Here is a 20,336-nt window from a genome sequence, read left to right on the forward strand (position 1 = left end):
TTACCGCTTGCCGCCCGTTGGGGGGCATCTAGTTAAAGACCAAAGCTTATTACCCTGTGAGGAAAATCCATGGCCCTGCCACCTGTTCTGCAAAACCTGCGCGTACCCGTGATTGGCTCGCCCCTGTTCATCATCTCCAATCCTGATCTGGTCATTGCCCAGTGCAAGGCTGGCGTGATTGGCAGCTTCCCGGCGCTCAATGCGCGCCCCGGCCCCGTGCTGGATGAATGGCTCGACAAGATCACGACGGAACTGGCCGAATGGGACGAAAAGAACCCGGACAGGAAATCTGCGCCCTATGCCGTAAACCAGATCGTGCACAAGACGAACAACCGGCTCGAGCATGACGTGGAAATGTGTGTGAAGTGGAAAGTGCCTGTGGTGATCACCTCGCTGGGCGCGCGGCAGGAAGTGAATGACGCGATCCATTCCTATGGCGGCATCGTGCTGCATGACATCATCAATATCGTGTTCGCCCATAAGGCGCTGGAGAAGGGCGCTGACGGCCTGATCGCCGTGGCGAGCGGCGCAGGCGGCCATGCCGGCACGCTGTCGGCCTTTGCGCTGATCCAGGAAATCCGCGAGTTCTTCGACGGCCCACTGGCGCTTTCCGGGTCGATTGCGACAGGTAATGCCGTTGCGGCGGCGCAGGCCATGGGCGCCGATTTCGGTTATATCGGTTCGGCCTTCATTGCCTGCCATGAGGCCAATGCGGTGGAAGGCTACAAGGATATGATCGTCGACTCCAAGGCGGGCGACATTGTCTATTCGAACCTGTTTACCGGCGTGCATGGCAACTATCTTGCCCCATCGATTGCCAAGGCGGGCCTCGATCCGAACGACCTGCCGGAATCCGATCCGTCGGCGATGAATTTCGGCTCCGGTGGCAATCAGGAAGCCAAGGCCTGGAAAGACATCTGGGGTTGCGGCCAGGGCATCGGGTCGATCAAGACGCGGATGTCGACGGCTGAATATGTCGACCAGCTGGAGCGCGAGTATGATGGCGCGCGCGCGGCGCTGCAGAAACGTCAGGCCTATACGGCGAAGGCGAAGGTCGCTGCTGAATAGGCGACGCGGTTTCCCTCAAATGAATGGCCCGCTTGTCCGCTGATACCGGCAGGCGGGTTTTTCTTTTCCGACGGCAATGGCGTGAGGCGCATGATTGCGTCCATGCTGATTGCCCATTTTCCCGATCTTGATTTGGCCAGCTGGCGCTGGCCGCACTTTACGCCACGCGAGCTCGCCTGCCGGTGTGGCGGGCGGTTTTGCGCAGGCGCCTATTGGCATGACCCGGATTTCCTTGATGTGTTGGAAGCGCTGCGAAGTGCGATGGGACGGCCCCTCGTGGTCAATTCCGGGCATCGGTGCGAGGGCTGGAATGCGGCGGTGGGCGGCGCAGCGCAGTCGATGCACCTGACGATTGCGGTCGATCTGGCGCTGGCAGGCCACGACCGGTTTGCCCTGCTGAATGCGGGAGAGCGGCTGGGCTTTACCGGTGTCGGCCTTGCGAAAACCTTCATCCATCTCGACCGGCGGGCCAAGCCTGCACGCTGGTATTACAAGGGGAGTACACGGTCATGGCAGATATAGCGGGCCTCGCCGCCAGCGCGGCGGGCGGCGGCATTTTCGGTCTCATCGGTAGCGTCATCGGGCGCGCGGCGGGGCTTGTTGAGCGGCGGCAGGAACAGGCGCAGGAACGGGCGCGATGGGAGCATGAGGCGCGTATGCTGGACGCGCAGATGCGTGCGAAGCAGCAGGCGAGCGAGGCGGACCTGCGACTGGAGGATGTGGCGGGTGGCTGGCGCGGGCTGGAGGCGTCGCTGGCGGCTGAGGCGGCGATTGGAGAGAGCTATAAATGGGTTCAAGCCGTGCGCGGGGTGATGCGGCCTTTCCTGACGCTGCTGCTGTGGCTGATCATCGGCATGGTTTTCTTCGGCAGTGGTGCGGCGGCACGTGGGGAGATTGTCGAGACAGCGACGTTTGCGGCCACGGCAGCTACACTCTGGTGGTTCGGTGACCGGGGGCCACGCAGCGATCCGCGTTGATAGATTTCGGCGGCGTGGTAGCCTCTTCCTTATAACCATAAGGAGGACGGCGTCATGGCCACCAAGGAAAGGCTGGACCTCGGATCGGCAAGCGCCTGCGAAACGGCAGCGGCCGTGCGGCGTGGAGATGTGTCTGCGCTCGAAGTCTGCGAGGCGGCCATCGCACGCATAGAGCGCACGGATGGGTCAATCAATGCGGTCGTCGTGCGTGATTTTGATCGCGCCCGCGCCGCCGCGAAGCATATCGACAAGACGCGCCAGCCGAATGATGCGCGCCCGCTGCTGGGCGTGGCGATGACGGTGAAGGAATCCATCGATATCGCCGGCCTGCCCACGACGTGGGGCATGGAGGTGTTCAAGGACCTGCCGGTGACCGAGGACGCGCTTCTTGTGAAGCGGTTGAAGGCTGCGGGCGCGGTGATCCTTGGCAAGTCCAATGCGCCTGTCGCCCTTGCCGACTGGCAGACCGAGAACCCGGTCTATGGGCGCACCGTGAACCCATATGACGAGACGCGCTCGCCGGGTGGGTCCTCAGGCGGCGCAGCGGCGGCGCTGGCGACCGGCATGGTGCCATTGGAAGTCGGTTCCGACATCGGTGGATCAATCCGCGTGCCAGCGCACATGTGCGGCGTGTTCGGGCATAAGCCGACCTATGGCATCATTCCGCTGAAGGGGCATGGTTTTCCGGGAACGGATGGTGTGGATGTTCCCCTCGGTGTGGTTGGGCCGATGGCACGCCATGCGGAGGACCTGAGTGTCGCACTGGACGTGATAACGGGGCCGGAAGCAGGCGCAGCCTATCGGCTCGACCTGCCGGCGGCACGCCATGCGGCCTTGGCCAAGTATCGCGTGCTTGTGCTGGATGGTCTGCCCGACGTTCCCGCCGACAGCGATACGCGGACGGCCGTGTCCAATCTGGCCGATACGCTGGCGGAGGCGGGCGCCACGGTGTCTGACGACACCAGCCTGCTGCCCGACGTGACGGCAATCCATCAGACCTATGTGAAGATGCTCAATACGGCGCTTTCGCGGGGTACGCCGGGCGCCCGGCCGATCAATGCGCATGAATGGATGGAACTGATGGACGAGCAGATGCGCGTGACACGCGCCTGGCGCGAGCTGTTCGAGACATATGATGTAGTGATCGCACCGATCTTCAGCACGCCAGCCTTCCCCTACAAGACAGAACCCGATTGGGGAAATCGCACGCTTTCGGTGGATGGCAGGATGCAGCCCTATGGCGCGCAGCTCGCCTGGGCGGGCCTTGCGACCTTCCCCGGGCTGCCGGCGACGGCCGTGCCTGTGGCGAAATCGGGCGAAGGCCTGCCGATCGGACTGCAGCTGATCGGGGGGCCTTATGAGCACCGCACGACGCTCGGTCTTGCAAGTCTGCTGGAAGAAGCCGGGCTCACCGTGTAATCCATTGGGAATCGCGGCGCCCTCATCGCCGTCACAGTAATTACGGCGGGAGATCTTACACATGGCGACACAGGACAGGCTGCTCGTTATCGACGAGGGCACGACCTCTACGCGGGCCATCGTGTTCGATCGCGGCTTTGCGCAGGTTGCCCTCGCGCAGCAGGACCTGACGCTGGCCTATCCGGAAGATGGCTGGGTGCAGCAGGATGGCGAGGAGATTTGGGAACGCACGCTGGCAGTGTGCCGTGAGGCGATAGAGGTGGCGGGCGGCGTCAGTCAGATCGCGGGCATCGGCATCACCAATCAGCGCGAGACGACGCTGGTGTGGGACCGGACGACGGGCAAGCCCATTGCGCCCGCCATCGTCTGGCAGGACCGCCGCACGGCGCGCGTGTGCGAGGCGTTGAAGGCGGAGGGCCACGAGGCCGCCGTGCAGGCCGAGACCGGCCTGCTGCTGGACCCCTATTTCTCGGCAACAAAAATTGGCTGGATCCTGGATTCGGTGGATGGCGCGCGGGCACGGGCCGAGGCGGGGGAACTGGCCTTTGGCACTGTGGAGAGCTTCCTGATCTGGAAGCTGACGGGCGGGCAGGTGCATGCGAGCGACGTGACCAATGCCTCGCGTACGCTGCTGTATAGGCTCGGGCTTGGTGAGGAGGGCGGCTGGAGCGAGGCCATGGCGGCGCTGTTCAAGGTGCCGATGGGCATGCTGCCGGAGGTGAAGCCCAATGCCGCCGATTTCGGAATGAGCGATGAAAGCCTGTTTGGCGCGGCGCTGCCGATTCTCTCGGCGGCGGGTGACCAGCAGTCAGCCTTGGTGGGGCAGGGTTGCCTCGCGCCGGGCATGGCCAAGATCACCTATGGCACCGGCGCTTTCCTCGTTGCGAACACGGGGGCTGAGCGGCCGGATTCGCAGAACCGCCTGCTTGGTACGGTCGGCTATGAACTGCCGGGTGGCGGCGCGATGGCGCTGGAGGGCTCGATTTTCAATGCGGGAACGGTGGTAAAATGGCTGCGCGACGACCTCGGCCTGATTGACTCGGCGGAGGAGACCGAAAGCGTCGCGGCGGGTCTCAAGGGCAATGGCGGCGTGTTCATCGTGCCGGCCTTCACCGGGCTTGGCGCGCCGCACTGGAACGCGGATGCACGCGGCACGATCAGCGGCCTGACACGGGCGACCACGGCGGCGCACCTGGTGCGCGCCGGTCTGGAATCGGCTGCCTACCAGACACTGGACCTGCTGGAGGCGTTCGAGGCCGATGGTGCGGGCATTCGCGAGTTGCGTGTCGACGGGGGCATGGTTGCGAATGACTGGCTGATGCAGTTCCTGGCCGATATCTGCAACCGGCCCGTGCTGCGCCCCGACTATCGCGAGATGACGGCGCTCGGCGCAGCGGCCCTCGCGGCCATGCAGCTCGGCTGGCTGGCACCCAAGGAATGGCAGGATCGCCCCGTGCAGGGCATCCGGTTCGAACCGAAAATGGCCGACGCCGAGCGAAAGGGCCTGATCAAGGGCTGGAACGACGCCATGCGCAGAACGCTGGCCTAAGAGCGCTGGTCAGGCGTAGCCAAGCAACGCCCGCAGGCCAGGCACGGCATAGTCGACCAGTTTTTTCTGCGCGTCGGGCAGAACATCCGGCAGGCGGGAATCGTCGACATCAAGGTTGTCGCGCGATGTGCTGCTCTGGGCCTTGTCGCTGCCAATGATGACGCGTTCGCGCCAGTCATCTGGCACGGCAATGCCGCAATCGGTGAGCAGTTGCCTGAAATACTGCTCGGCGCGCAGGGAATTGATGTCTTTAAGGTGCTGCACCATGTCTTCGTAGCGATAGAGGCACGCGTGGGTTCCGAGCCATGCGGCGGCGTTGAAGGTGAAAATGTCCTTCAGTTCGGGGGCCTTGCCATGGATGCCGAAAATCATCAGGTTCATCAGCACTTCGGGCTCCAGCTTGTCGCTACGCAAATGGCCAATGCCGCCATCGAAATTTTCGGACAGGAAGAAACGGGCGCGCGCCAGGACCCAGCTATACGGGTCGCGCACGAGAAGGATGTGGCGGGCCGGCGATATCGCCATCGCGGAATCGTCGGAGAAGAGCATATGGCCCCAGCTGAGCTTGGGCGCTTCGGGCGACAGGGCGCGCAGGTGGCCGCGCAGGTTGGGGATCTGCAGGAACGTGTCGTGGTATTGCTGCTCGACCGGCACGAACATACGCATGATGTTGCGGATGAGATGAGTGCCGCACTTCGGTACGGAATTGAGAAACACGGGCTGCTGCAGCGGTGCCTGGACGAACTCCTTGTTCCGCTCGTTCAGATTGTCCTGCTTCATCGTGATACGGGGCACTGGGGTATCTCCTTTTGTGTTCCGGAGGTGAGACTATCGCATCTCGCCCAAAGAAGAAGCGGCGGAACATGTTCCGCCGCTTCCATCAGGTGTTTTGGTCTAACTAGAACTTCTTGTTGATGTTCACGAAGAAGCGACGGCCGAACCAGTCATACTGAGAGTAGAAGGCCGACCGACCGACGGTGTTGTATTCGCCGAGGTTCAGCGTGGTCACCGCTGGTGGGGCTTCGTCGAATACGTTGGCCACACCGAAGCGGACCTTGAAGCCGTTAGGCAGTTCGCGGGTCAGCGAGGCGGAGTGGTAGACGACCTGTTCCGTCTTCAGCTTGAAGCGGATCGGGTTGCCGAGCGATGTGCCCGTGTTGCCGCCGTAGCTGTCGATGTTGGATGTGTCGCCGATATAGTTGACACCCCAGTAAGCCGACCATGGACCACGTTCGAAGGTCACGCTGGCTTCACCGACCCATTCAGGATCACCGGCTTCACCATTGGAGTCGAGCGGGTCGCTTGAGGCGAACAGGATCAGTTCGTCTTCCATCTGGTACGTGGCCTGACCTTCGAGGGTCATGGACCCGAATGCAAAGTCGTGGCTGTACTCGGCCTGCATATCGACACCCTTGTTCGTCTGGGTGGCGACGTTGATGAAGTTGTCGGTGACCGTATCGATCAGGTAGTTGGTGTCGTTCCGGGTGAACAGGTTACACAGAGGCTCGCTGCCGAAATTGTCCGACTCGTAGCAACCGAGCAGAATGTTTGCGGCACCAAGCTGGGTGATCTGGTCGGATACTTCGATCTCGTAATAGTCGATCGACGCCCGGAAGTTGGCAAATGTTGGAACCCAGATCAGGCCGATGTTAAGGGCATCGGATGTTTCGGCTTCCAGGTTGCCCGCATTGCCGCTGGCTGAAACAGTTGCGCTGCCACCGCCGCCGCCTGGCACGAGGCCGGGTGGCAGATCAGCTGCACAATTGTTGAAGCGACGCTCCGAAATGTCACCATCGGCAAATGCGTTCACGTAGTTGACGCATGGATCGATCGTGCGCTGGCCCGCGAAGGATGTCTGGGCATCAAGGTAGAGTTCGTAGAGGGCAGGTGCCCGGAACGATGTGCCGTAGGTTGCACGTGCCTTGAGGGATGGCGTGACCTGCCAGCCGAGCCCGACCTTGTAGGTTGTGCCGTCGCCGTACACGTCCACGTCTGTCCAGCGTGCGGACAGCGAGAGGTCGAGCGCTTCGACCAGTGGTTTGTCCTTCAGCAGGGGGATGGCCAATTCGCCGAAGAGGGCCGTCGAGGTTTTCGAACCGCGCGTGATGCCGGCGCTGCTGGCGCCCCAGGCGTTACCGACCTGGAAGACTTCAGCTGGGACATCGTTGATGCGCTCACGGGTGCGGTTGAAGCCGAAGCCGGCTTCCACGGTACCTGCAGGCAGTTCAAACAGCGGACCATCAACGAAGGCTTCAATCTGGGCCTGTTCATAGATCGTGTTGCCGGTTGCCGTGCCGAACAGGAAGTCTCGCTCGTTCTGTGGCAGTTCGCCGTTCAATAGGTCCGGGTTGTACCAGTTCACGTCGACACATGGCACGCCGCGAACGGGTGTGACCGTGCCTTCGCAAAGGCTGTTGCGGAACTCATAGGGCGTGATGGCATCATCATAGATGACATCGGTGGTGTAATCACCATCGGACTGCGAGAACTGAAGGAACACATCGTAGTTCCAGTCAGTCAAAGCACCGTCGAAATTACCGCGTGCGCCGCCTACAAGGTTCACGTAGTTCACGGTGACCTGGTCATCAGCATGGTTGGTCGCGCCAGTGCCGCTGAGGCCGAAGTAACTCGTGAGGCCTGCGCCGGTCAGGACGTCAGGTTGCTGGACTCCCCAACCATTGGCCAGTGCCACCGGGTCGCCGCCGAAGGCAAAGCCCGCACCGTAGTCGTAGCCGTAGAGGTATTGGTAGGACCAAAACTGGCGGTAACCGTTCACTTTCGTTTCGCGACGGTTCAGCAGGAATTCGCCGTAGAGTTCAGCGCTGCTTGTCAGCTCGAACGTACCGGTGCCGAACAGTGTTATGCGCTCCGATTCAGGGACGAGCGTGGCTTCGTCCTGGAACGGGTGGTCGGCGCTGACGAGGGCTTCGGAGAGGCCTGCTGTCGGCCCGTAGTACGGGTCAGGATCTGCCCCTGGCAGGAGCAGTTCGCCAAGGCCGACAGCATACCAACCGGGAGGGGCGATAATGCCCGCGCCGCTTGGGCCGAAGGCTGGCAGGTATTGGGCCAGCGTACCGTCATAGTCGTACTGCAGAAGCGAGTTCTGGCGCTGCCAAGGACGCGACGCGTAGTTCGGGTCGAGATAGTCATAGACCCACTGGTGACCCCAAAGGGCATCCGTACACTTGTACTTGCCGGTGGCCGGATTGATCAGGTCAGCGCGCTCGCCCGTCTCTGGGTCGAAGACATAGTCTTCACCGCAGTTGAAATAGTCGCGGTCGCCCTGTGCAAGTTCTTCCTGCTTATTATAGTCGAAGGTGAGAAGCACGTTGCCACGGCTGAAATCCTTGCCCCATGCGCCGCTGGCGCGCAGCTCTTCGCCGCCGCCTTCTTCCGGACCACTATAAAAGAAGTCGACTTCGGACGTGTCGCCCGACTTGGTGATGATGTTGACCACACCGGCCACGGCGTCAGATCCGTAGACCGAAGACGCACCGTCTTTGAGAACTTCGATGTTCTGGACGGCGGAAAGTGGAATGGCGTTCAGGTCGAATGCCGAAACGCCACCGCGCGTGCCGGCCTTACCGGCGCGGCGACCGTTGATCAGTGTCAGTGTCCGGCTGGCGCCAAGACCGCGAAGCGAAATTGTTTCCGTGCCGATACCGCCGTTCTGGACGAAGGCAGCGGACGTGGCTGCGGTCACCTGAGGCGAACCGGCTGCGACAGTTGCGGTTTGCAGCAGCGATGCCACATCCGAAATACCTGCCAGCGAAGCCTTGTCGGCCGAGATGATGTCAACAGGTGCGACGCTCGTGTACTCGCTCGACAGGCGCGAACCCGTAACGCGCACGACATCAAGCTTTTTTTCGTCTCCATCGTCAGTTGTCGGTGCGACGACGGCAATTGCCTCGTCTTCCGTTACATCTGCTTCCTGCGCGAAAACATTGCTGCCAAGTCCGGCGCACAACGCCGTAATGGCAACCGTGCGCAAGAGCGCACCGCTGTAATTCATTGGTTTCATGAGTGGCTTCTCCGTTTCCCTCATTTCATGGAGAGCATCCGTCAATGACCCGGCCTCAACTCCGGCAATAAGACGACTACCCCTGCATGAATTGTTGCGATCTCGTAATCTAGAGATCAATGCCGATTATGCAAAATTGGTCAAAAGAGTGACATTAGTGACATATTTGCCATAATTCGTGCGCGGATTGCACAAGCTCTGCACGGTTTGCGCTTCGGCAAGTCTATTTCAGCAAGACCATGCCGAGAAAAGGCCGTCTGGAAGAAACGTCTGCTTCACGTAGACACCGTGAGTTGACATGCCCGCGCCTGCCGGGCGAAACCGGATATCAGGGAGACCAAACCGACCATGATGAAACCGATCCTGACTTCGCTTCTGTTCGCATGTGGCCTTGCCGCGCCCATCGTGGGCCTAGCCAGCGCGGACCCGATTCCGATTGATGACCTGGCCCGCCTTCCGGCCATTGAGAACGTCACCGTAACGACGGACGGCAAGACAATGTTCGCTCTGCTCGGACCAAGCACAGGGAATGACCAGGATCGCGCCGTGGTTGCGGCATGGGATCTCGGCGACCTGTCAAAGGCGCCGGTCATCGCGGGGCCAGATGGCAGCGACAGCGAGTTTATATACCTGCAGGCACTAAAGAATGGCTATGTTCTGACGGCTGTGCGCAGGCCTTTCACGGGCTCATTGCGCGGGTGCAGCGAGGGTAAATCGACCGGATCGACGCGCACATGGGTAGTCAAGACGCTCATCACCGACAAGACTTTCAAGAAGTTTGACGAGCCCTTTATCGACATGGGCAGCATGCGCGGCATGAGCAAGAATACTGAAACGTGCCTGCGCATGGAGGCCCGTGGATCGGTCGTTTCCCGCATGGCCGGCGACCCGGACACCGTGCTGATTTCACGCCTCAGCGCGAAATCCTTTGAAACAGAGCTTGCCCGTCTGAACCTCAAAGACAGCAAGGTTGATGTCGTTTACCAAAACTCCGGCACTCGCTCGGCTGGCTATGCCGACCCTTGGGACGGCGAGGTGATGTCAGAGGCCGATTTCGACGAAACTTCCGATACTTTCTACCAGGACACGTATCTGAAGGTCGAAAAAGGCGGCAGCCTGGAGAAACAGGATGCGCTGCGGATCGACCTCGTTGATCGCCGCAAGCTGGACGTCATTCATTGGGACAGGACATCCGGGCTTTACTATATCCTGACCAACAAGATGTCGGACAAGGCACAGATCTATACCTATGATCCAAAGACAAAGAAGCTGAGCGACGAGCCGGTTTTCGCACATCCTGATTTTGATGCTGCGGGCATGATAACCTCCACTGTCCCGGCAGAATTCGGCAAGGTTCTGGGCTTTACATACTATGCCGATATTGTCCGCACGACTTGGGTCGATCCGGAGTTGGGCGGAATTGTCCTGGGCCTCGAACAGGCGATGCCGGGCGAAAATATCAACGTGATCTATGCCTCTGACGACCGCAATCAGATCATCTTCGAAGCTTCGTCGGTGAAGAACGCCGGCCGCTATTATGTGCTGGGTGACCGCAAGAATCTTCAATCGCTCGGCGCTGCCCGGCCCTGGATCGATCCGGCCGACATTGGTGATACCAAGCTGGTCTATTACGACGCCCGCGATGGCCGCAAAACGCCGGCCCTGCTGACCACACCTGCCGGCTGGAAAGAGGGTGATGCCCCGGGCAAGGCAATCGTCCTCCCCCATGGCGGACCCTGGGCGCGGGACTTTGGCGGCTGGGATGCCAGCGGCTGGATGCCGTTCCTGACATCGCGCGGCTTCGCCGTTCTCCAGCCGCAATATCGCGGCAGCACCGACTGGGGGCTTGACCAGTGGCGCGCCGGTGACGGCCAGTATGGGTACAAGGCGCAGGATGATCTGGAAGACGGCGCCGCGTGGCTTGTCTCCACAGGGCTGGCCAAGGCCGACCGCATGGCGATCTTCGGCTATTCCTATGGCGGATATGCAGCGATGGCGGCAACGACGCGGACAAACAGTCCCTTCCAGTGCGCCATTGCCGGCGCCGGTTATGCCGAATCCGCCAAGATCAATGTTGGCGTGGACCGCAGCCGCTTTGGCCGCATGGCCTATGCCAGCGCCCTGTCAGGCAAGGACGTGATTCGCGATGCCGATCAGGCGAGCATTCCGGTGCTGATCTTCCATGGCGACCGCGACGTGCGCGTGCCGAATACGTTTGGCGAAGCGTTCTACAACGCCGTGAAGGGGCACACGAAGGCCAAATATGTCAGCATTCCTGACCAGCCTCACAGCCTGCCCTGGACGCCGGACCAGCAGCGCCAGTCGCTGAAGGCCATTGAGGACTTCCTCTATGGAGAGTGCGGCCTGAAATAGCTGAAACGACTTGTCGCCACCTCGCTCGCGGGGTGGCGCCTCAAGCCTGACTTTCGGGGAAAACTGGTGCCGCGAGGGAGAATTGAACTCCCGACCTCGTCATTACCAATGACGCGCTCTACCACTGAGCTACCGCGGCGTTGCCGTTTGCAAGTCGCGGCTTTAGCTTAAGCGTTCCCATATGAAAAGACCGTTTCGCCGCGAAAAGCTGTACTTATGTCCCACACGCCGAAAGACCCGCAAATAGCTGCCCGCCGCGCCGAGGCCCTGAGGGCGAATCTCAAGCGCCGAAAAGCCGCTTCCCGCAAGGCCAGCGACAAGACGCCCGCGCCTGAAGACCGCAAACCGGAATGATACGCCCGGACCTTGCCTCCCGGTCTTTTAAAAGGTCGCCACATGCCTTGCTGTCGCAACTGGTGGAAGAGGGGCCTTTTTGTGAGGCGAGGATACCGGTCTTTGGCCCGGTCCTGACCGTGACGCAGCATGCGGCAATCCAGGGGCTGCTGAAGGATAGTGATCATTTTGCCGTGGATGCGCGCAATGCCGGGCACAAATCGCCCTTTGGGCTGCCTTTCCTGCCCAAGGTTTTCCGCGATCTTTCAAATAATCTCCTGTCACTTGACGACCCGGATCATCGCCGTCTGCGAAGCCTTGCAGATGCGCCGTTCCGGCGAATCAGCATCGATGCCCTTCGGCCTCAGATCCTGGCGCAGGTCGACAGGCTGCTCAGCGAATATGCAGCCAGCGGCGATCCGGACCTTGTGGCTGGCTTCTGCAGAAGGCTCCCCTTGCAGGTCATTTACACCGTGCTTGGCATGAGCGAGGCGACGCAGGCCCATTTCAATGTCACCATGATGGGCTTCAATGCTGGCAAGTCCCCGCTGGCGATGTTGCGCGCCGTTTTGGCGTTGCGGCCGATGTTGAAAAGCCTTCGGGCGGAGATCGCGGATGTGCGGCGTGCACCTCGGCCCGGCCTGATGAGCGATCTCGTCCATGCCGAAGAGGATGGCGAGCAGCTGAGTGAGGACGAACTGGTCACGATGGTGTTCGTGCTGTTCGTTGCAGGTCATGAGACAACGACGCACCTGCTGTCGACAAGTGTCTTCACCTTGCTGACAGAGCCGGGCGCCTTCGAGGCGTTCCGGCAGCTGGACGCGGATGCCCTGCCGGTCGCTGTGGATGAACTCATGCGGTACACGGGGCCTGTGCAATTCACGAAGCCGCGCTTTGTGCGCGCGGATATGACGTTCTGCGGCAGGACCTTGCGCAAGGGCGAGAAGATCATGGCGCTGCTCGCCGCAGGGAATGTTGATCCGGCGGTTTTCGACCATGCGCTGGACCTGGATTTTGCTCGGCGCCCGAACAGGCATCTCGGCTGGGGCACCGGTCCGCATATGTGCCTGGGCCTGTACCTTGCCAAGGCGGAGGCCGAGATTGCGCTGGCAGAGCTGGTCAGGCGCTGGCCGGACCTGAAGATCAGGGGTGAAGCGGACCAGCTGAAGTGGATAAAGCGGTCAGGCCTGAGGGGGCTGCAGGCCTTGCCGCTCAGGCTTTCCTGATCCAAGGTCTCTGACCTCGTGCCACAAGGTATCACAATCACGCCTTTCCCGCGCCGTGAACCGCTCTATAAGTGCGCCTTATGGATAGACTGAACATTATTGGCGGCGCTGAGCTCAACGGCCGCATTCCCGTTTCCGGCGCCAAGAACTCGGCGCTGAAGCTGATGGTGGCTTGCCTGCTGACGGACGAGCCGATCACGCTGACCAATATGCCGAGCCTGGCGGACACGCGCTTCCTGGCGCAATTGCTGGAGACTCTGGGTGTGGAGGTCTACTGGCCGAAGGGCGAGTCGACCTGCCACCTCAATGCTGCAGAGCTGAAAAGCACGATCGCGCCCTATGAACAGGTGCGCAAGATGCGGGCGAGCTTCAACGTTCTTGGACCCTTGATTGCCCGTTCCGGGCACGCGACCGTGTCTTTGCCGGGCGGTTGCGCGATTGGTGCACGACCTGTTGACCTCCATTTGCAGGCGCTGGAAGCCATGGGCGCGGACCTGAAGGTCGAGCAGGGCTATGTGAAGGCGGCGGCCATCCGGGGCCTCAAGGGCGCGCATATCGTGTTCGCGATGCCGAGCGTCGGCGCGACAGAGCACGCGATGCTGACCGCCACGCTGGCCTCAGGCGAGACCATTCTCGAGAACGCCGCCCGCGAACCCGAGATCGAGGACCTGGCAGACTGCCTCAACAAGATGGGCGCGAAGATTACCGGCGCCGGTACGTCCACGATCCGCATCCAGGGTGTAGAGAAGCTGCACGGGACCACGCATGCCGTGATGCCGGACCGGATCGAGGCGGGCACCTATGCCATGGCGGCGGCGGCGGCGGGCGGCGACGTTACGCTGGACGGCTGCCCGGTCGAGGCGCTTGGCGCCATGATCGCCAAGCTGCGCGAGGCGGGCGTCACGGTGGACGCCGACGAGGCGGCCTCCACGCTGCGCATCCGCCGCAATGGCACGCGCCTGAAAGCGGTCAGCGTCTCCACGCAGCCGCACCCCGGCTTCCCGACGGACCTGCAGGCCCAGTTCATGGCGCTGATGAGCGTTGCCGATGGCACGAGCATCATCCGCGAGACCATTTTCGAGAACCGCTTCATGCACGCGCCGGAGCTGCAGCGCCTGGGCGCCAATATTCTGGTGCGCGGACAGGAGGCCGTCGTGAAGGGCGTGCCGCACCTGACCGGTGCGCCTGTTATGGCGACAGACCTGCGCGCATCAGTGTCACTTGTGATTGCAGGGCTTGCAGCCGAGGGTGAGACTGTGGTGAACCGTATCTACCATCTCGATCGCGGGTTCGAGCGGCTGGAAGCAAAACTGAATGCCTGCGGCGCCAATATCAAGCGCCTGTCGGGCGAGGACGAATAAGGGGCCAATATGTCCGAACCACAAGCGCTGCGTCTCCTGGCGGAGACGCCCGAAGACCTTCAAGTCATTGCAGCCGCGGTTCAGGATTCGGTCGTGAAGGCCGGCAGCCTGAAATACGAGTCGCGGATCCATCGCTTTTCACTGGAGCTGAACCGGTTCCGCTGGGAGGCGGGCCAGCCGAACCCCAGGGAGGGCGCGCGTGTGCGCTCGCTGCTGGCCTTTGACGGCGTGCTTGGGGCGAAGACGCGGGCTGTGACAAAGGTTGACCCGGAACTGATCCTCTCGCTGCTCGAAGTCACCTTTACGCCAGCCGAGGAGCCGCCGGGCGGCACGGTGACCCTCCTGTTTGCTGGCGACGGCGAGATCACGCTGGATGTTGAAGTGCTCGATGCCACGCTGCTGGACAGTGATTATGTCTGGCCGACGCGCAACCTGCCGAGCCACGAGCGCCGCCGGAAATAGGCCATTGCCCTGCCTATGCGGCATGGAGGCCTAACCAGCGCCTTGCCAGCCGGGATATGACAGTCCATGTACCGGGTTTTGGAAAGCCGGGTCCCCCCTCATGGTCCGTAAATTTGATGCCCGTCAGCCGGATTTCGAAACCGGTTTTGCTGCCTTCCTCGCGGAGGATCGCGGCACGGGGCATGATGTGGCCAGCATTGTGCGCAAGATTCTCGACGATGTTGAGGCATCCGGCGGTCAGGCTGTGGCGGATTATACGGCCAAATTCGATGAGTTGCAGGTCAACCCGACGACCCTTCAGTCTGATAATGTCGACCTTCACGCCCTTGCGGCGGATTGCCCGGCTGACCTGCGCAAGGCCATTGATTTCGCGCATGACCGGATTGCCGCCTATCACACGGCCCAGCGCCCGGCGGACCACCGCTTCACCGACACAACGGGCGTCGAGCTTGGCTGGCGCTGGACGGCGCTGGAAAGCGTTGGCGTCTATGTGCCCGGCGGTCGCGCGAGCTATCCGTCTTCCGTCCTGATGAACACTGTGCCGGCAAAGATTGCCGGCGTGTCGCGCATTGTCATGGTCGCGCCAGCACCCGGTGGGGAACTCGCGCCTGCCGTGGCCTATGCGGCGCTGAAAGCCGGTGTGGATGAATTCTACCCCATTGGCGGCGCGCAGGCCGTCGCCGCACTGGCCTTTGGCGCGGGCCGCCTGAAGCCGGTCGACAAGATTGTCGGCCCCGGCAATGCCTTCGTGGCCGAGGCGAAACGCCAGGTTTTCGGCCGCGTCGGCATCGACACGATTGCGGGCCCGTCAGAGATCCTGATCATCGCGGATCACACCGCAAATCCCGATTGGGTGGCCGCCGATCTGCTCTCGCAGGCCGAGCATGATCCCTCGAGTCAGTCCATCTTGATCACCGTGGACAAGTCTGTGGGCAAGGCTGTGGAAATCTCTGTGGAAAACCAGTTGATGGAATTGCCGACCGGCGAACGCGCGCGTCTTTCCTGGGAGGCCCACGGCGCCATCATTGATGCGCCTGACCTTGAAACTGCAGCGGCCATTGCCAACCAGATCGCGCCGGAGCACCTGGAGCTGGCCATTGCCGATCCGGACGCGCTCCTGCCGCTGATCCAGCATGCGGGCGCAGTCTTCCTCGGCCACCTGACACCTGAGGCACTGGGCGACTATGTGACGGGCTCGAACCACGTGCTGCCGACCAGCCGCGCGGCGCGCTTTGGCTCCGGCCTCGGCCTCTATGATTTCCTGAAGCGCATGAGCATCCAGCGCGTCAGCCCGGAGGGCTTTGCGGCGCTTGCACCGGCGGCCCTGCGCCTTGCCGAGGCCGAGCGCCTGCCGGCGCATGCCCGTTCCGTGTCCATTCGTACCAACCGGAGCGGGGCCGATGGGTGAGAACCGGCTGATCTCGATTGATATCGACGACGAGACGCTCGGCGCGTCGGGACCTGATGCGGAGCATGAGCGCCGCGTCGCCATATTCGACCTGATTGAAGAGAACAGTTTCGGCCTGCCGGACCATGACAAGGGCCCCTATGCCCTCAGCCTGTCGCAGGTCGAGCGCAAGCTGGTCTTCGCCATCCGCGATGAGGCGGGCGAGGACGTGCATACATTCATCCTGTCCATGGGGCCGTTCCGGGGCGTGATCCGCGATTATTTCATGATCTGCGACAGCTATTACGACGCCATCCGCAACCAGACCCCGCACCAGATCGAGGCCATCGACATGGCCCGGCGCGGCATCCACAATGAGGGCTCGGAACTGCTCGCCGAGCGTCTCGAGGGCAAGGTCAATGTGGACTTCCACACGTCCCGGCGCCTGTTCACGCTGATCTGCGCCCTGCATGCGGGGCAGACGCGCTAGGGCCACCTGCATCAGCCAGCGAACATGGCTTTCGCTTTTTCCACGTCATATGCCTGTTCGGTCAGCTTCTCCGGGTCCCATTCGCTGCGATGGACGGCGAAGAAATCGCCGCCATAGACATGGATGGCGCCGGTCAGCTTCTGGATCGGATTGGTGACCGAGTGGATCACATCCTTGCCGAGCGGGGCGACATCGCCTGTGGAGAGGGCTTTTGCGCCAGCGGCCTCAATGCGTCCGGAGGGCTCGTCCTTGATCCGGCGCCAGAAGATATTGTCTTCCCTGCCGCCATAGACGCCAATCACGGCCCACATTTCGTGATTGTGCGGCATCAGCGTCATGCCGGGCTTCCAGACCACATTCAGGATGGTGAGGTCGTCTGCCCGATGGATCGGGAAAATGCCGCCGGCGGTTGGCTCGCCCACCGCAGCCAGCACATTTAACGGATCGCTCAGCGCGCGCGTCACGATCTCTGCAACGGCCTTGTGAGTCGGGTCGGCGGTCACAGCGGCCCGGCAGTCTTCGACGAACTGATCAAGATCCAGCATGGTATCCTCCCTGACTTACAGGCGTAAGCCAGCATGGCCGTGCGGACAAGCGCGGGCCCCTCTGACCTTACGCGCTTGCCGGAATCCCTTCTACGGGCTATGGCGCACCCCTATATGCGTTTCGGCGGCGCAACGGTCCGCAGATTATTTGGAGACTTCATGTCGAAGGAAGAACTAATTGAATTTGAAGGCACAGTTGTCGAACTGCTGCCGAACGCGACGTTCCGCGTCAAACTCGAGAACGAACACGAGATCATCGCCCACACAGCGGGCAAGCTGCGCAAGAACCGTATCCGCGTTCTGACCGGCGACAAGGTCATGGTTGAAATGACCCCTTACGACCTTACCAAGGGTCGCATCACCTACCGCTTCCGCTAAACCGATGGCGTCTACCGGACATGCGCCGCTCATTCTCGCGAGCGCCAGTCCGCGCCGCCGGGAACTGCTCGCCCAGATCGGCATTGTCCCGGACCTGATCGCCCCCACCGACATTGACGAAACGCGCCGCAAGGACGAGTCGCCGCGTGCGCTGGCCGAGCGCCTGGCGCGCGAGAAGGCGGCGGCCTGTCCGGAAGCGGGCTATGTGCTGGCCGCCGATACGGTCGTCGCGCTCGGCACGCGCAATCTGGAAAAGGCGGCGGATGCGATGGAGGCAGAGGCCTTCCTCCGCCTGCTGTCAGGGCGCTCGCACCAGTGCATTACGGGAATTGCCGTGAAGGCGCCGGATGGCCGCGTGAACGCGCGCACCGTGCTCGCCCGCGTGCGGATGAAGCGGCTGACCGACGGCGAGATTGCCGCCTATGTCACCAGCGGCGAATGGCAGGGCAAGGCTGGCGGCTATGGCATCCAGGGCATGGCGGGTGGTTTCATCAGCCATATCAATGGCAGTTATACGGCGATCGTCGGCCTGCCGCTTTACGAGACCAAGGCGCTGCTCGAGGGCATGGGCTGGCGGGCGAAAGCCTAGGCCCGCTCCATCGCTGCCACGGCGAACAGGCTCAAGCCGACAATCGCCGCCACGCCCAGCCAGAGCGGGTTGGAGCTGGCGAGCGTTGCCATGTCGGTCTGCGCCTGCACGATGGATGTCGTGATGGATGTGTCGAGGCCGACCGTATCGGCCAGCAGTTTGGGCAGTTGAGAGGCGGCCACCAGCGCGCCGGCAATACCGGAAAATACCAGTAACAGCTTGCGGACCCGGCCCTGCGCGCGGATCTGGCCCATCACGTCTTCCGTGAAAGGCTTCGCCTCCAGTGCTCGGTCTTCGGTCGCGAACAGGGCGGTCAGGTCGGCGTAAGTATCTTCGTCTCGCATGGTTTCTACTCCATCATGCCACTTCAGTGGCGGCAAGGTGTTTGCGAAGGGCGGCGACGCCGCGGTTCACATGGGATTTGATCGTGCCGAGCGGCCAGCCGGTCGCTTCTGCGGCTTCCCGGTGGCTGAGGCCAGCAGCGACACAGAGCGTGACGCAGATGCGCTGGGCCTCGGGCAATTTTTCGAGGGCGCGTGACAGGTCCATCTTGTCATTCGCCGTGTCGGCCTGCGTGCGGCCGAAGGGGATGATCTCGGCCGTTTCGTCGAACGCGATCTCCATTTTCTGGCGGCGCCGTACCTGCAGGAATTCGCGATAGCAGATCGTGCAGATCCAGGCGGCAAACGTGCCTCCGACATAGGTGCCGATCTTCTGCCAGGCGGTGAGGAAGGTTGCCTGGGCGATATCGTCACCGTCGCTGGCCGTGCCGGTCAGGCGGCGCGCCATGCCCCGCACCCTTGCCTGGTGACGCCGCACGAGTTCGGCATAGGCGCTTTCGCTGCCACGTGCGGCATCGGCAGCCAGGTCAGGGTCGGTACGCATGTCGTTGCCTCCCGCGGCGACGATCCAGAGATCAGGCCGGTTTGCGGCCATGACCGAATGCCCAGAGGCCAAGATAAGCCAGTCCGAGGAAAACCGGAAATGATGCCACGCCGATCATCGGCATGATCGCATCGCCATCTTGCTGTCCAACCATGAGGCCAAGGACACCGAAAGCAGCACCAAAGGCGATGAAGAGGACACCGCGGCGCAGGTCAGCGCGGACCGGGTCGACGAGCAGCGACATTTTCTCGATCAGTTCCGGCGAGATGGTCTGGCCGCTGTCAATGGCGTGGCGGACCGTTTCGTGGGCCGTGAGGCGCTTTTTGTAATTGAACAGGCTGACGAGCCAGATGCAGACCGGCAGGACAGAAAACAGGACAATAGGGACAAGGACGTCTTCCATTAGGGTGTCTTTCTCATTGTTTCACCGGCTCCGAATGTCCGGCTTCATGGGTAAGATGCAGCGAGATGCCCGTTTGGATGCACCGCGCTCAGAAAAATGTCCTGCCGCCTCTGCTTGCAGGGGGCGGGGCACACCTGTAATCGCGTGGGCAGCATGGTGAAACTCACGCCCAAAAAGAAGAAGCGCCCGCATGAGGCCGCTGATCTCGCCACCGCCGAGGGGCGCAAACGGGCGCGGCGCGAGCTGGTCTGGGGCGATCACGGCTTCCTGCGTGCCCGTTTCAGCAACCTGCACAGGATTGCCCCAGACATGTGGCGGGCCAACCAGCCCTCGCCGCGTCAGGTGGTTGCCCATGCCAAGGCACGCGGCATCAAGACGATCATCAATCTGCGCGGCGCCAGCACGAAGGGCTATTACCTGCTGGAAAAAGAGGCCTGCGAGGCGGCGGGCATAGACCTTGTGGATTTCCAGGTCTTTTCCCGCGATACGCCGACAAAGGAAGCCATTTTCGGCGCGCGCGACCTGTTTGAGCGGATCGAATACCCCGCCCTGATGCACTGCAAGTCCGGCGCAGACCGGGCGGGCATCATGTCTGTGCTGTACATGCTGCTGCATGAGAAGGTGCCCTTTGCCGAGGCGCGCCAGCAGCTCTCGCTCAAATACCTGCACGTCAAGCATGGCAAGACCGGCATGCTCGACGCCTTTTTCGATGCCTATGAGCGCTATAATGACGGGCGCGCGCCTGAGGCGTGGAAGCCCTTCCTCGACTGGGTCGAGGAGGATTATGACCGGATGGCGGTCAAGACTGAATTCCTTGAGAATTTCGGCACCAAGGTCCAGATCGACAAGATTCTCGGCCGGGAATAGGCG

General features: G+C 61.9%; 21 protein-coding genes and 1 tRNA gene. 15 read left to right on the top strand and 7 right to left on the bottom strand.

The window, feature by feature from the left end:
* Positions 1–69: 69 nt before the first annotated feature.
* The 5 genes from HY30_RS08590 (at position 70) to glpK (ending at position 5,013) form a co-directional block, all read left to right on the top strand.
* Complete coding sequence (locus tag HY30_RS08590; protein ID WP_034739021.1) at positions 70–1,068, top strand: NAD(P)H-dependent flavin oxidoreductase; 999 nt, start codon at positions 70–72, stop codon at positions 1,066–1,068.
* Positions 1,069–1,158: 90 nt separating this feature from the next.
* Entirely contained in the window at positions 1,159–1,590 is a 432-nt protein-coding gene (locus HY30_RS08595) for a D-Ala-D-Ala carboxypeptidase family metallohydrolase (RefSeq protein ID WP_051615140.1), read from the top strand.
* The gene (locus tag HY30_RS08600; protein ID WP_034739023.1) at positions 1,578–2,045 is read left to right on the top strand and encodes a hypothetical protein; all 468 of its coding nucleotides are present in this window, start codon (positions 1,578–1,580) and stop codon (positions 2,043–2,045) included. Before HY30_RS08595 ends, HY30_RS08600 begins: the two co-directional genes overlap by 13 nt.
* A gap of 54 nt (positions 2,046–2,099) precedes the next feature.
* Positions 2,100–3,464 (top strand): amidase family protein, encoded by a 1,365-nt coding sequence (locus HY30_RS08605; protein WP_034739025.1) that lies wholly within the window; start codon positions 2,100–2,102, stop codon positions 3,462–3,464.
* Between the two features lie 61 nt (positions 3,465–3,525).
* Entirely contained in the window at positions 3,526–5,013 is a 1,488-nt protein-coding gene (gene glpK, locus HY30_RS08610; protein ID WP_034739027.1) for a glycerol kinase GlpK, read from the top strand.
* A 9-nt stretch (positions 5,014–5,022) separates the two neighbouring features.
* On the opposite strand, the gene HY30_RS08615 is transcribed toward glpK, so the two are convergent.
* Positions 5,023–5,808, bottom strand: a complete 786-nt coding sequence (locus HY30_RS08615; RefSeq protein WP_034739030.1) for a hypothetical protein — start codon at positions 5,806–5,808, stop codon at positions 5,023–5,025.
* Positions 5,809–5,911: 103 nt separating this feature from the next.
* On the bottom strand, positions 5,912–9,034 hold the full coding sequence (locus HY30_RS08620) for a TonB-dependent receptor domain-containing protein (protein WP_206741437.1): 3,123 nt from the start codon (positions 9,032–9,034) through the stop codon (positions 5,912–5,914).
* A 348-nt stretch (positions 9,035–9,382) separates the two neighbouring features.
* On the opposite strand from HY30_RS08620, the gene HY30_RS08625 reads away from it, so the two are divergent.
* Entirely contained in the window at positions 9,383–11,407 is a 2,025-nt protein-coding gene (locus tag HY30_RS08625) for an alpha/beta hydrolase family protein (protein ID WP_034739032.1), read from the top strand.
* A 64-nt stretch (positions 11,408–11,471) separates the two neighbouring features.
* Here HY30_RS08625 and HY30_RS08630 read toward each other — a convergent pair.
* A tRNA-Thr gene (locus HY30_RS08630) sits at positions 11,472–11,546 on the bottom strand.
* A 77-nt stretch (positions 11,547–11,623) separates the two neighbouring features.
* Here HY30_RS08630 and HY30_RS20275 point away from each other — a divergent pair.
* The 6 genes from HY30_RS20275 to HY30_RS08655 all read left to right on the top strand — a co-directional run bounded on the left by HY30_RS20275 (position 11,624) and on the right by HY30_RS08655 (position 16,666).
* On the top strand, positions 11,624–11,761 hold the full coding sequence (locus HY30_RS20275; protein ID WP_164473927.1) for a hypothetical protein: 138 nt from the start codon (positions 11,624–11,626) through the stop codon (positions 11,759–11,761).
* A 47-nt stretch (positions 11,762–11,808) separates the two neighbouring features.
* The gene (locus HY30_RS08635; RefSeq protein ID WP_241765680.1) at positions 11,809–12,966 is read left to right on the top strand and encodes a cytochrome P450; all 1,158 of its coding nucleotides are present in this window, start codon (positions 11,809–11,811) and stop codon (positions 12,964–12,966) included.
* A gap of 80 nt (positions 12,967–13,046) precedes the next feature.
* Complete coding sequence (gene murA, locus HY30_RS08640) at positions 13,047–14,327, top strand: UDP-N-acetylglucosamine 1-carboxyvinyltransferase (protein WP_034739035.1); 1,281 nt, start codon at positions 13,047–13,049, stop codon at positions 14,325–14,327.
* A gap of 9 nt (positions 14,328–14,336) precedes the next feature.
* Positions 14,337–14,789: a DUF2948 family protein gene (locus HY30_RS08645; RefSeq protein WP_034739037.1), complete on the top strand. Its 453-nt coding sequence runs from the start codon at positions 14,337–14,339 to the stop codon at positions 14,787–14,789.
* 100 nt (positions 14,790–14,889) lie between these two features.
* Positions 14,890–16,197: a histidinol dehydrogenase gene (gene hisD, locus HY30_RS08650; RefSeq protein WP_034739039.1), complete on the top strand. Its 1,308-nt coding sequence runs from the start codon at positions 14,890–14,892 to the stop codon at positions 16,195–16,197.
* Entirely contained in the window at positions 16,190–16,666 is a 477-nt protein-coding gene (locus tag HY30_RS08655) for a UPF0262 family protein (protein ID WP_034739041.1), read from the top strand. The genes hisD and HY30_RS08655 overlap by 8 nt, the downstream gene beginning before the upstream one ends.
* An 11-nt stretch (positions 16,667–16,677) precedes the next feature.
* Here the strand turns inward: HY30_RS08655 and HY30_RS08660 are convergent, their stop codons facing one another.
* Positions 16,678–17,211: a cysteine dioxygenase family protein gene (locus HY30_RS08660; protein WP_034739043.1), complete on the bottom strand. Its 534-nt coding sequence runs from the start codon at positions 17,209–17,211 to the stop codon at positions 16,678–16,680.
* A gap of 159 nt (positions 17,212–17,370) precedes the next feature.
* Here HY30_RS08660 and infA point away from each other — a divergent pair, with 159 nt between their 5' ends.
* A complete protein-coding gene (gene infA, locus HY30_RS08665; RefSeq protein WP_034739045.1) occupies positions 17,371–17,589 on the top strand; it encodes a translation initiation factor IF-1 in 219 nt (72 codons plus the stop codon).
* Positions 17,590–17,593: 4 nt separating this feature from the next.
* Positions 17,594–18,178, top strand: a complete 585-nt coding sequence (locus HY30_RS08670) for a Maf family protein (RefSeq protein WP_034739047.1) — start codon at positions 17,594–17,596, stop codon at positions 18,176–18,178.
* Here the strand turns inward: HY30_RS08670 and HY30_RS08675 are convergent.
* The 3 genes from HY30_RS08675 to HY30_RS08685 are packed head-to-tail and all read right to left on the bottom strand — an operon-like array spanning position 18,175 to position 19,466.
* Positions 18,175–18,522, bottom strand: coding sequence for a hypothetical protein (locus HY30_RS08675; RefSeq protein ID WP_034739049.1), 348 nt, complete (start codon positions 18,520–18,522; stop codon positions 18,175–18,177). The genes HY30_RS08670 and HY30_RS08675 overlap by 4 nt on opposite strands.
* A gap of 13 nt (positions 18,523–18,535) precedes the next feature.
* A complete protein-coding gene (locus HY30_RS08680; protein ID WP_034739205.1) occupies positions 18,536–19,063 on the bottom strand; it encodes an RNA polymerase sigma factor in 528 nt (175 codons plus the stop codon).
* A gap of 31 nt (positions 19,064–19,094) precedes the next feature.
* A complete protein-coding gene (locus HY30_RS08685; RefSeq protein ID WP_051615145.1) occupies positions 19,095–19,466 on the bottom strand; it encodes a DUF6249 domain-containing protein in 372 nt (123 codons plus the stop codon).
* Between the two features lie 153 nt (positions 19,467–19,619).
* On the opposite strand from HY30_RS08685, the gene HY30_RS08690 reads away from it, so the two are divergent.
* A complete protein-coding gene (locus HY30_RS08690; protein WP_034739051.1) occupies positions 19,620–20,333 on the top strand; it encodes a fused DSP-PTPase phosphatase/NAD kinase-like protein in 714 nt (237 codons plus the stop codon).
* The last annotated feature ends 3 nt before the right edge of the window (positions 20,334–20,336 follow it).

Source organism: Hyphomonas chukchiensis (assembly GCF_000682695.1).
GTDB lineage: Bacteria > Pseudomonadota > Alphaproteobacteria > Caulobacterales > Hyphomonadaceae > Hyphomonas > Hyphomonas chukchiensis.

Bases quoted from the DNA above. Each gene is read 5' to 3' on its own strand.
- glpK (WP_034739027.1), top strand. From the start codon at position 3,526: ATGGCGACACAGGACAGGCTGCTCGTTATCGACGAGGGCACGACCTCT.
- infA (WP_034739045.1), top strand. From the start codon at position 17,371: ATGTCGAAGGAAGAACTAATTGAATTTGAAGGCACAGTTGTCGAACTG.
- HY30_RS08675 (WP_034739049.1), bottom strand. From the start codon at position 18,522: ATGCGAGACGAAGATACTTACGCCGACCTGACCGCCCTGTTCGCGACC.
- HY30_RS08670 (WP_034739047.1), top strand. From the start codon at position 17,594: ATGGCGTCTACCGGACATGCGCCGCTCATTCTCGCGAGCGCCAGTCCG.
- HY30_RS08605 (WP_034739025.1), top strand. From the start codon at position 2,100: ATGGCCACCAAGGAAAGGCTGGACCTCGGATCGGCAAGCGCCTGCGAA.
- HY30_RS08685 (WP_051615145.1), bottom strand. From the start codon at position 19,466: ATGGAAGACGTCCTTGTCCCTATTGTCCTGTTTTCTGTCCTGCCGGTC.
- HY30_RS08600 (WP_034739023.1), top strand. From the start codon at position 1,578: ATGGCAGATATAGCGGGCCTCGCCGCCAGCGCGGCGGGCGGCGGCATT.
- HY30_RS08680 (WP_034739205.1), bottom strand. From the start codon at position 19,063: ATGCGTACCGACCCTGACCTGGCTGCCGATGCCGCACGTGGCAGCGAA.
- HY30_RS08655 (WP_034739041.1), top strand. From the start codon at position 16,190: ATGGGTGAGAACCGGCTGATCTCGATTGATATCGACGACGAGACGCTC.
- HY30_RS08590 (WP_034739021.1), top strand. From the start codon at position 70: ATGGCCCTGCCACCTGTTCTGCAAAACCTGCGCGTACCCGTGATTGGC.
- hisD (WP_034739039.1), top strand. From the start codon at position 14,890: ATGGTCCGTAAATTTGATGCCCGTCAGCCGGATTTCGAAACCGGTTTT.
- HY30_RS08645 (WP_034739037.1), top strand. From the start codon at position 14,337: ATGTCCGAACCACAAGCGCTGCGTCTCCTGGCGGAGACGCCCGAAGAC.
- HY30_RS08690 (WP_034739051.1), top strand. From the start codon at position 19,620: ATGGTGAAACTCACGCCCAAAAAGAAGAAGCGCCCGCATGAGGCCGCT.
- HY30_RS08595 (WP_051615140.1), top strand. From the start codon at position 1,159: ATGATTGCGTCCATGCTGATTGCCCATTTTCCCGATCTTGATTTGGCC.
- murA (WP_034739035.1), top strand. From the start codon at position 13,047: ATGGATAGACTGAACATTATTGGCGGCGCTGAGCTCAACGGCCGCATT.
- HY30_RS08625 (WP_034739032.1), top strand. From the start codon at position 9,383: ATGATGAAACCGATCCTGACTTCGCTTCTGTTCGCATGTGGCCTTGCC.
- HY30_RS08660 (WP_034739043.1), bottom strand. From the start codon at position 17,211: ATGCTGGATCTTGATCAGTTCGTCGAAGACTGCCGGGCCGCTGTGACC.
- HY30_RS20275 (WP_164473927.1), top strand. From the start codon at position 11,624: ATGTCCCACACGCCGAAAGACCCGCAAATAGCTGCCCGCCGCGCCGAG.
- HY30_RS08620 (WP_206741437.1), bottom strand. From the start codon at position 9,034: ATGAAACCAATGAATTACAGCGGTGCGCTCTTGCGCACGGTTGCCATT.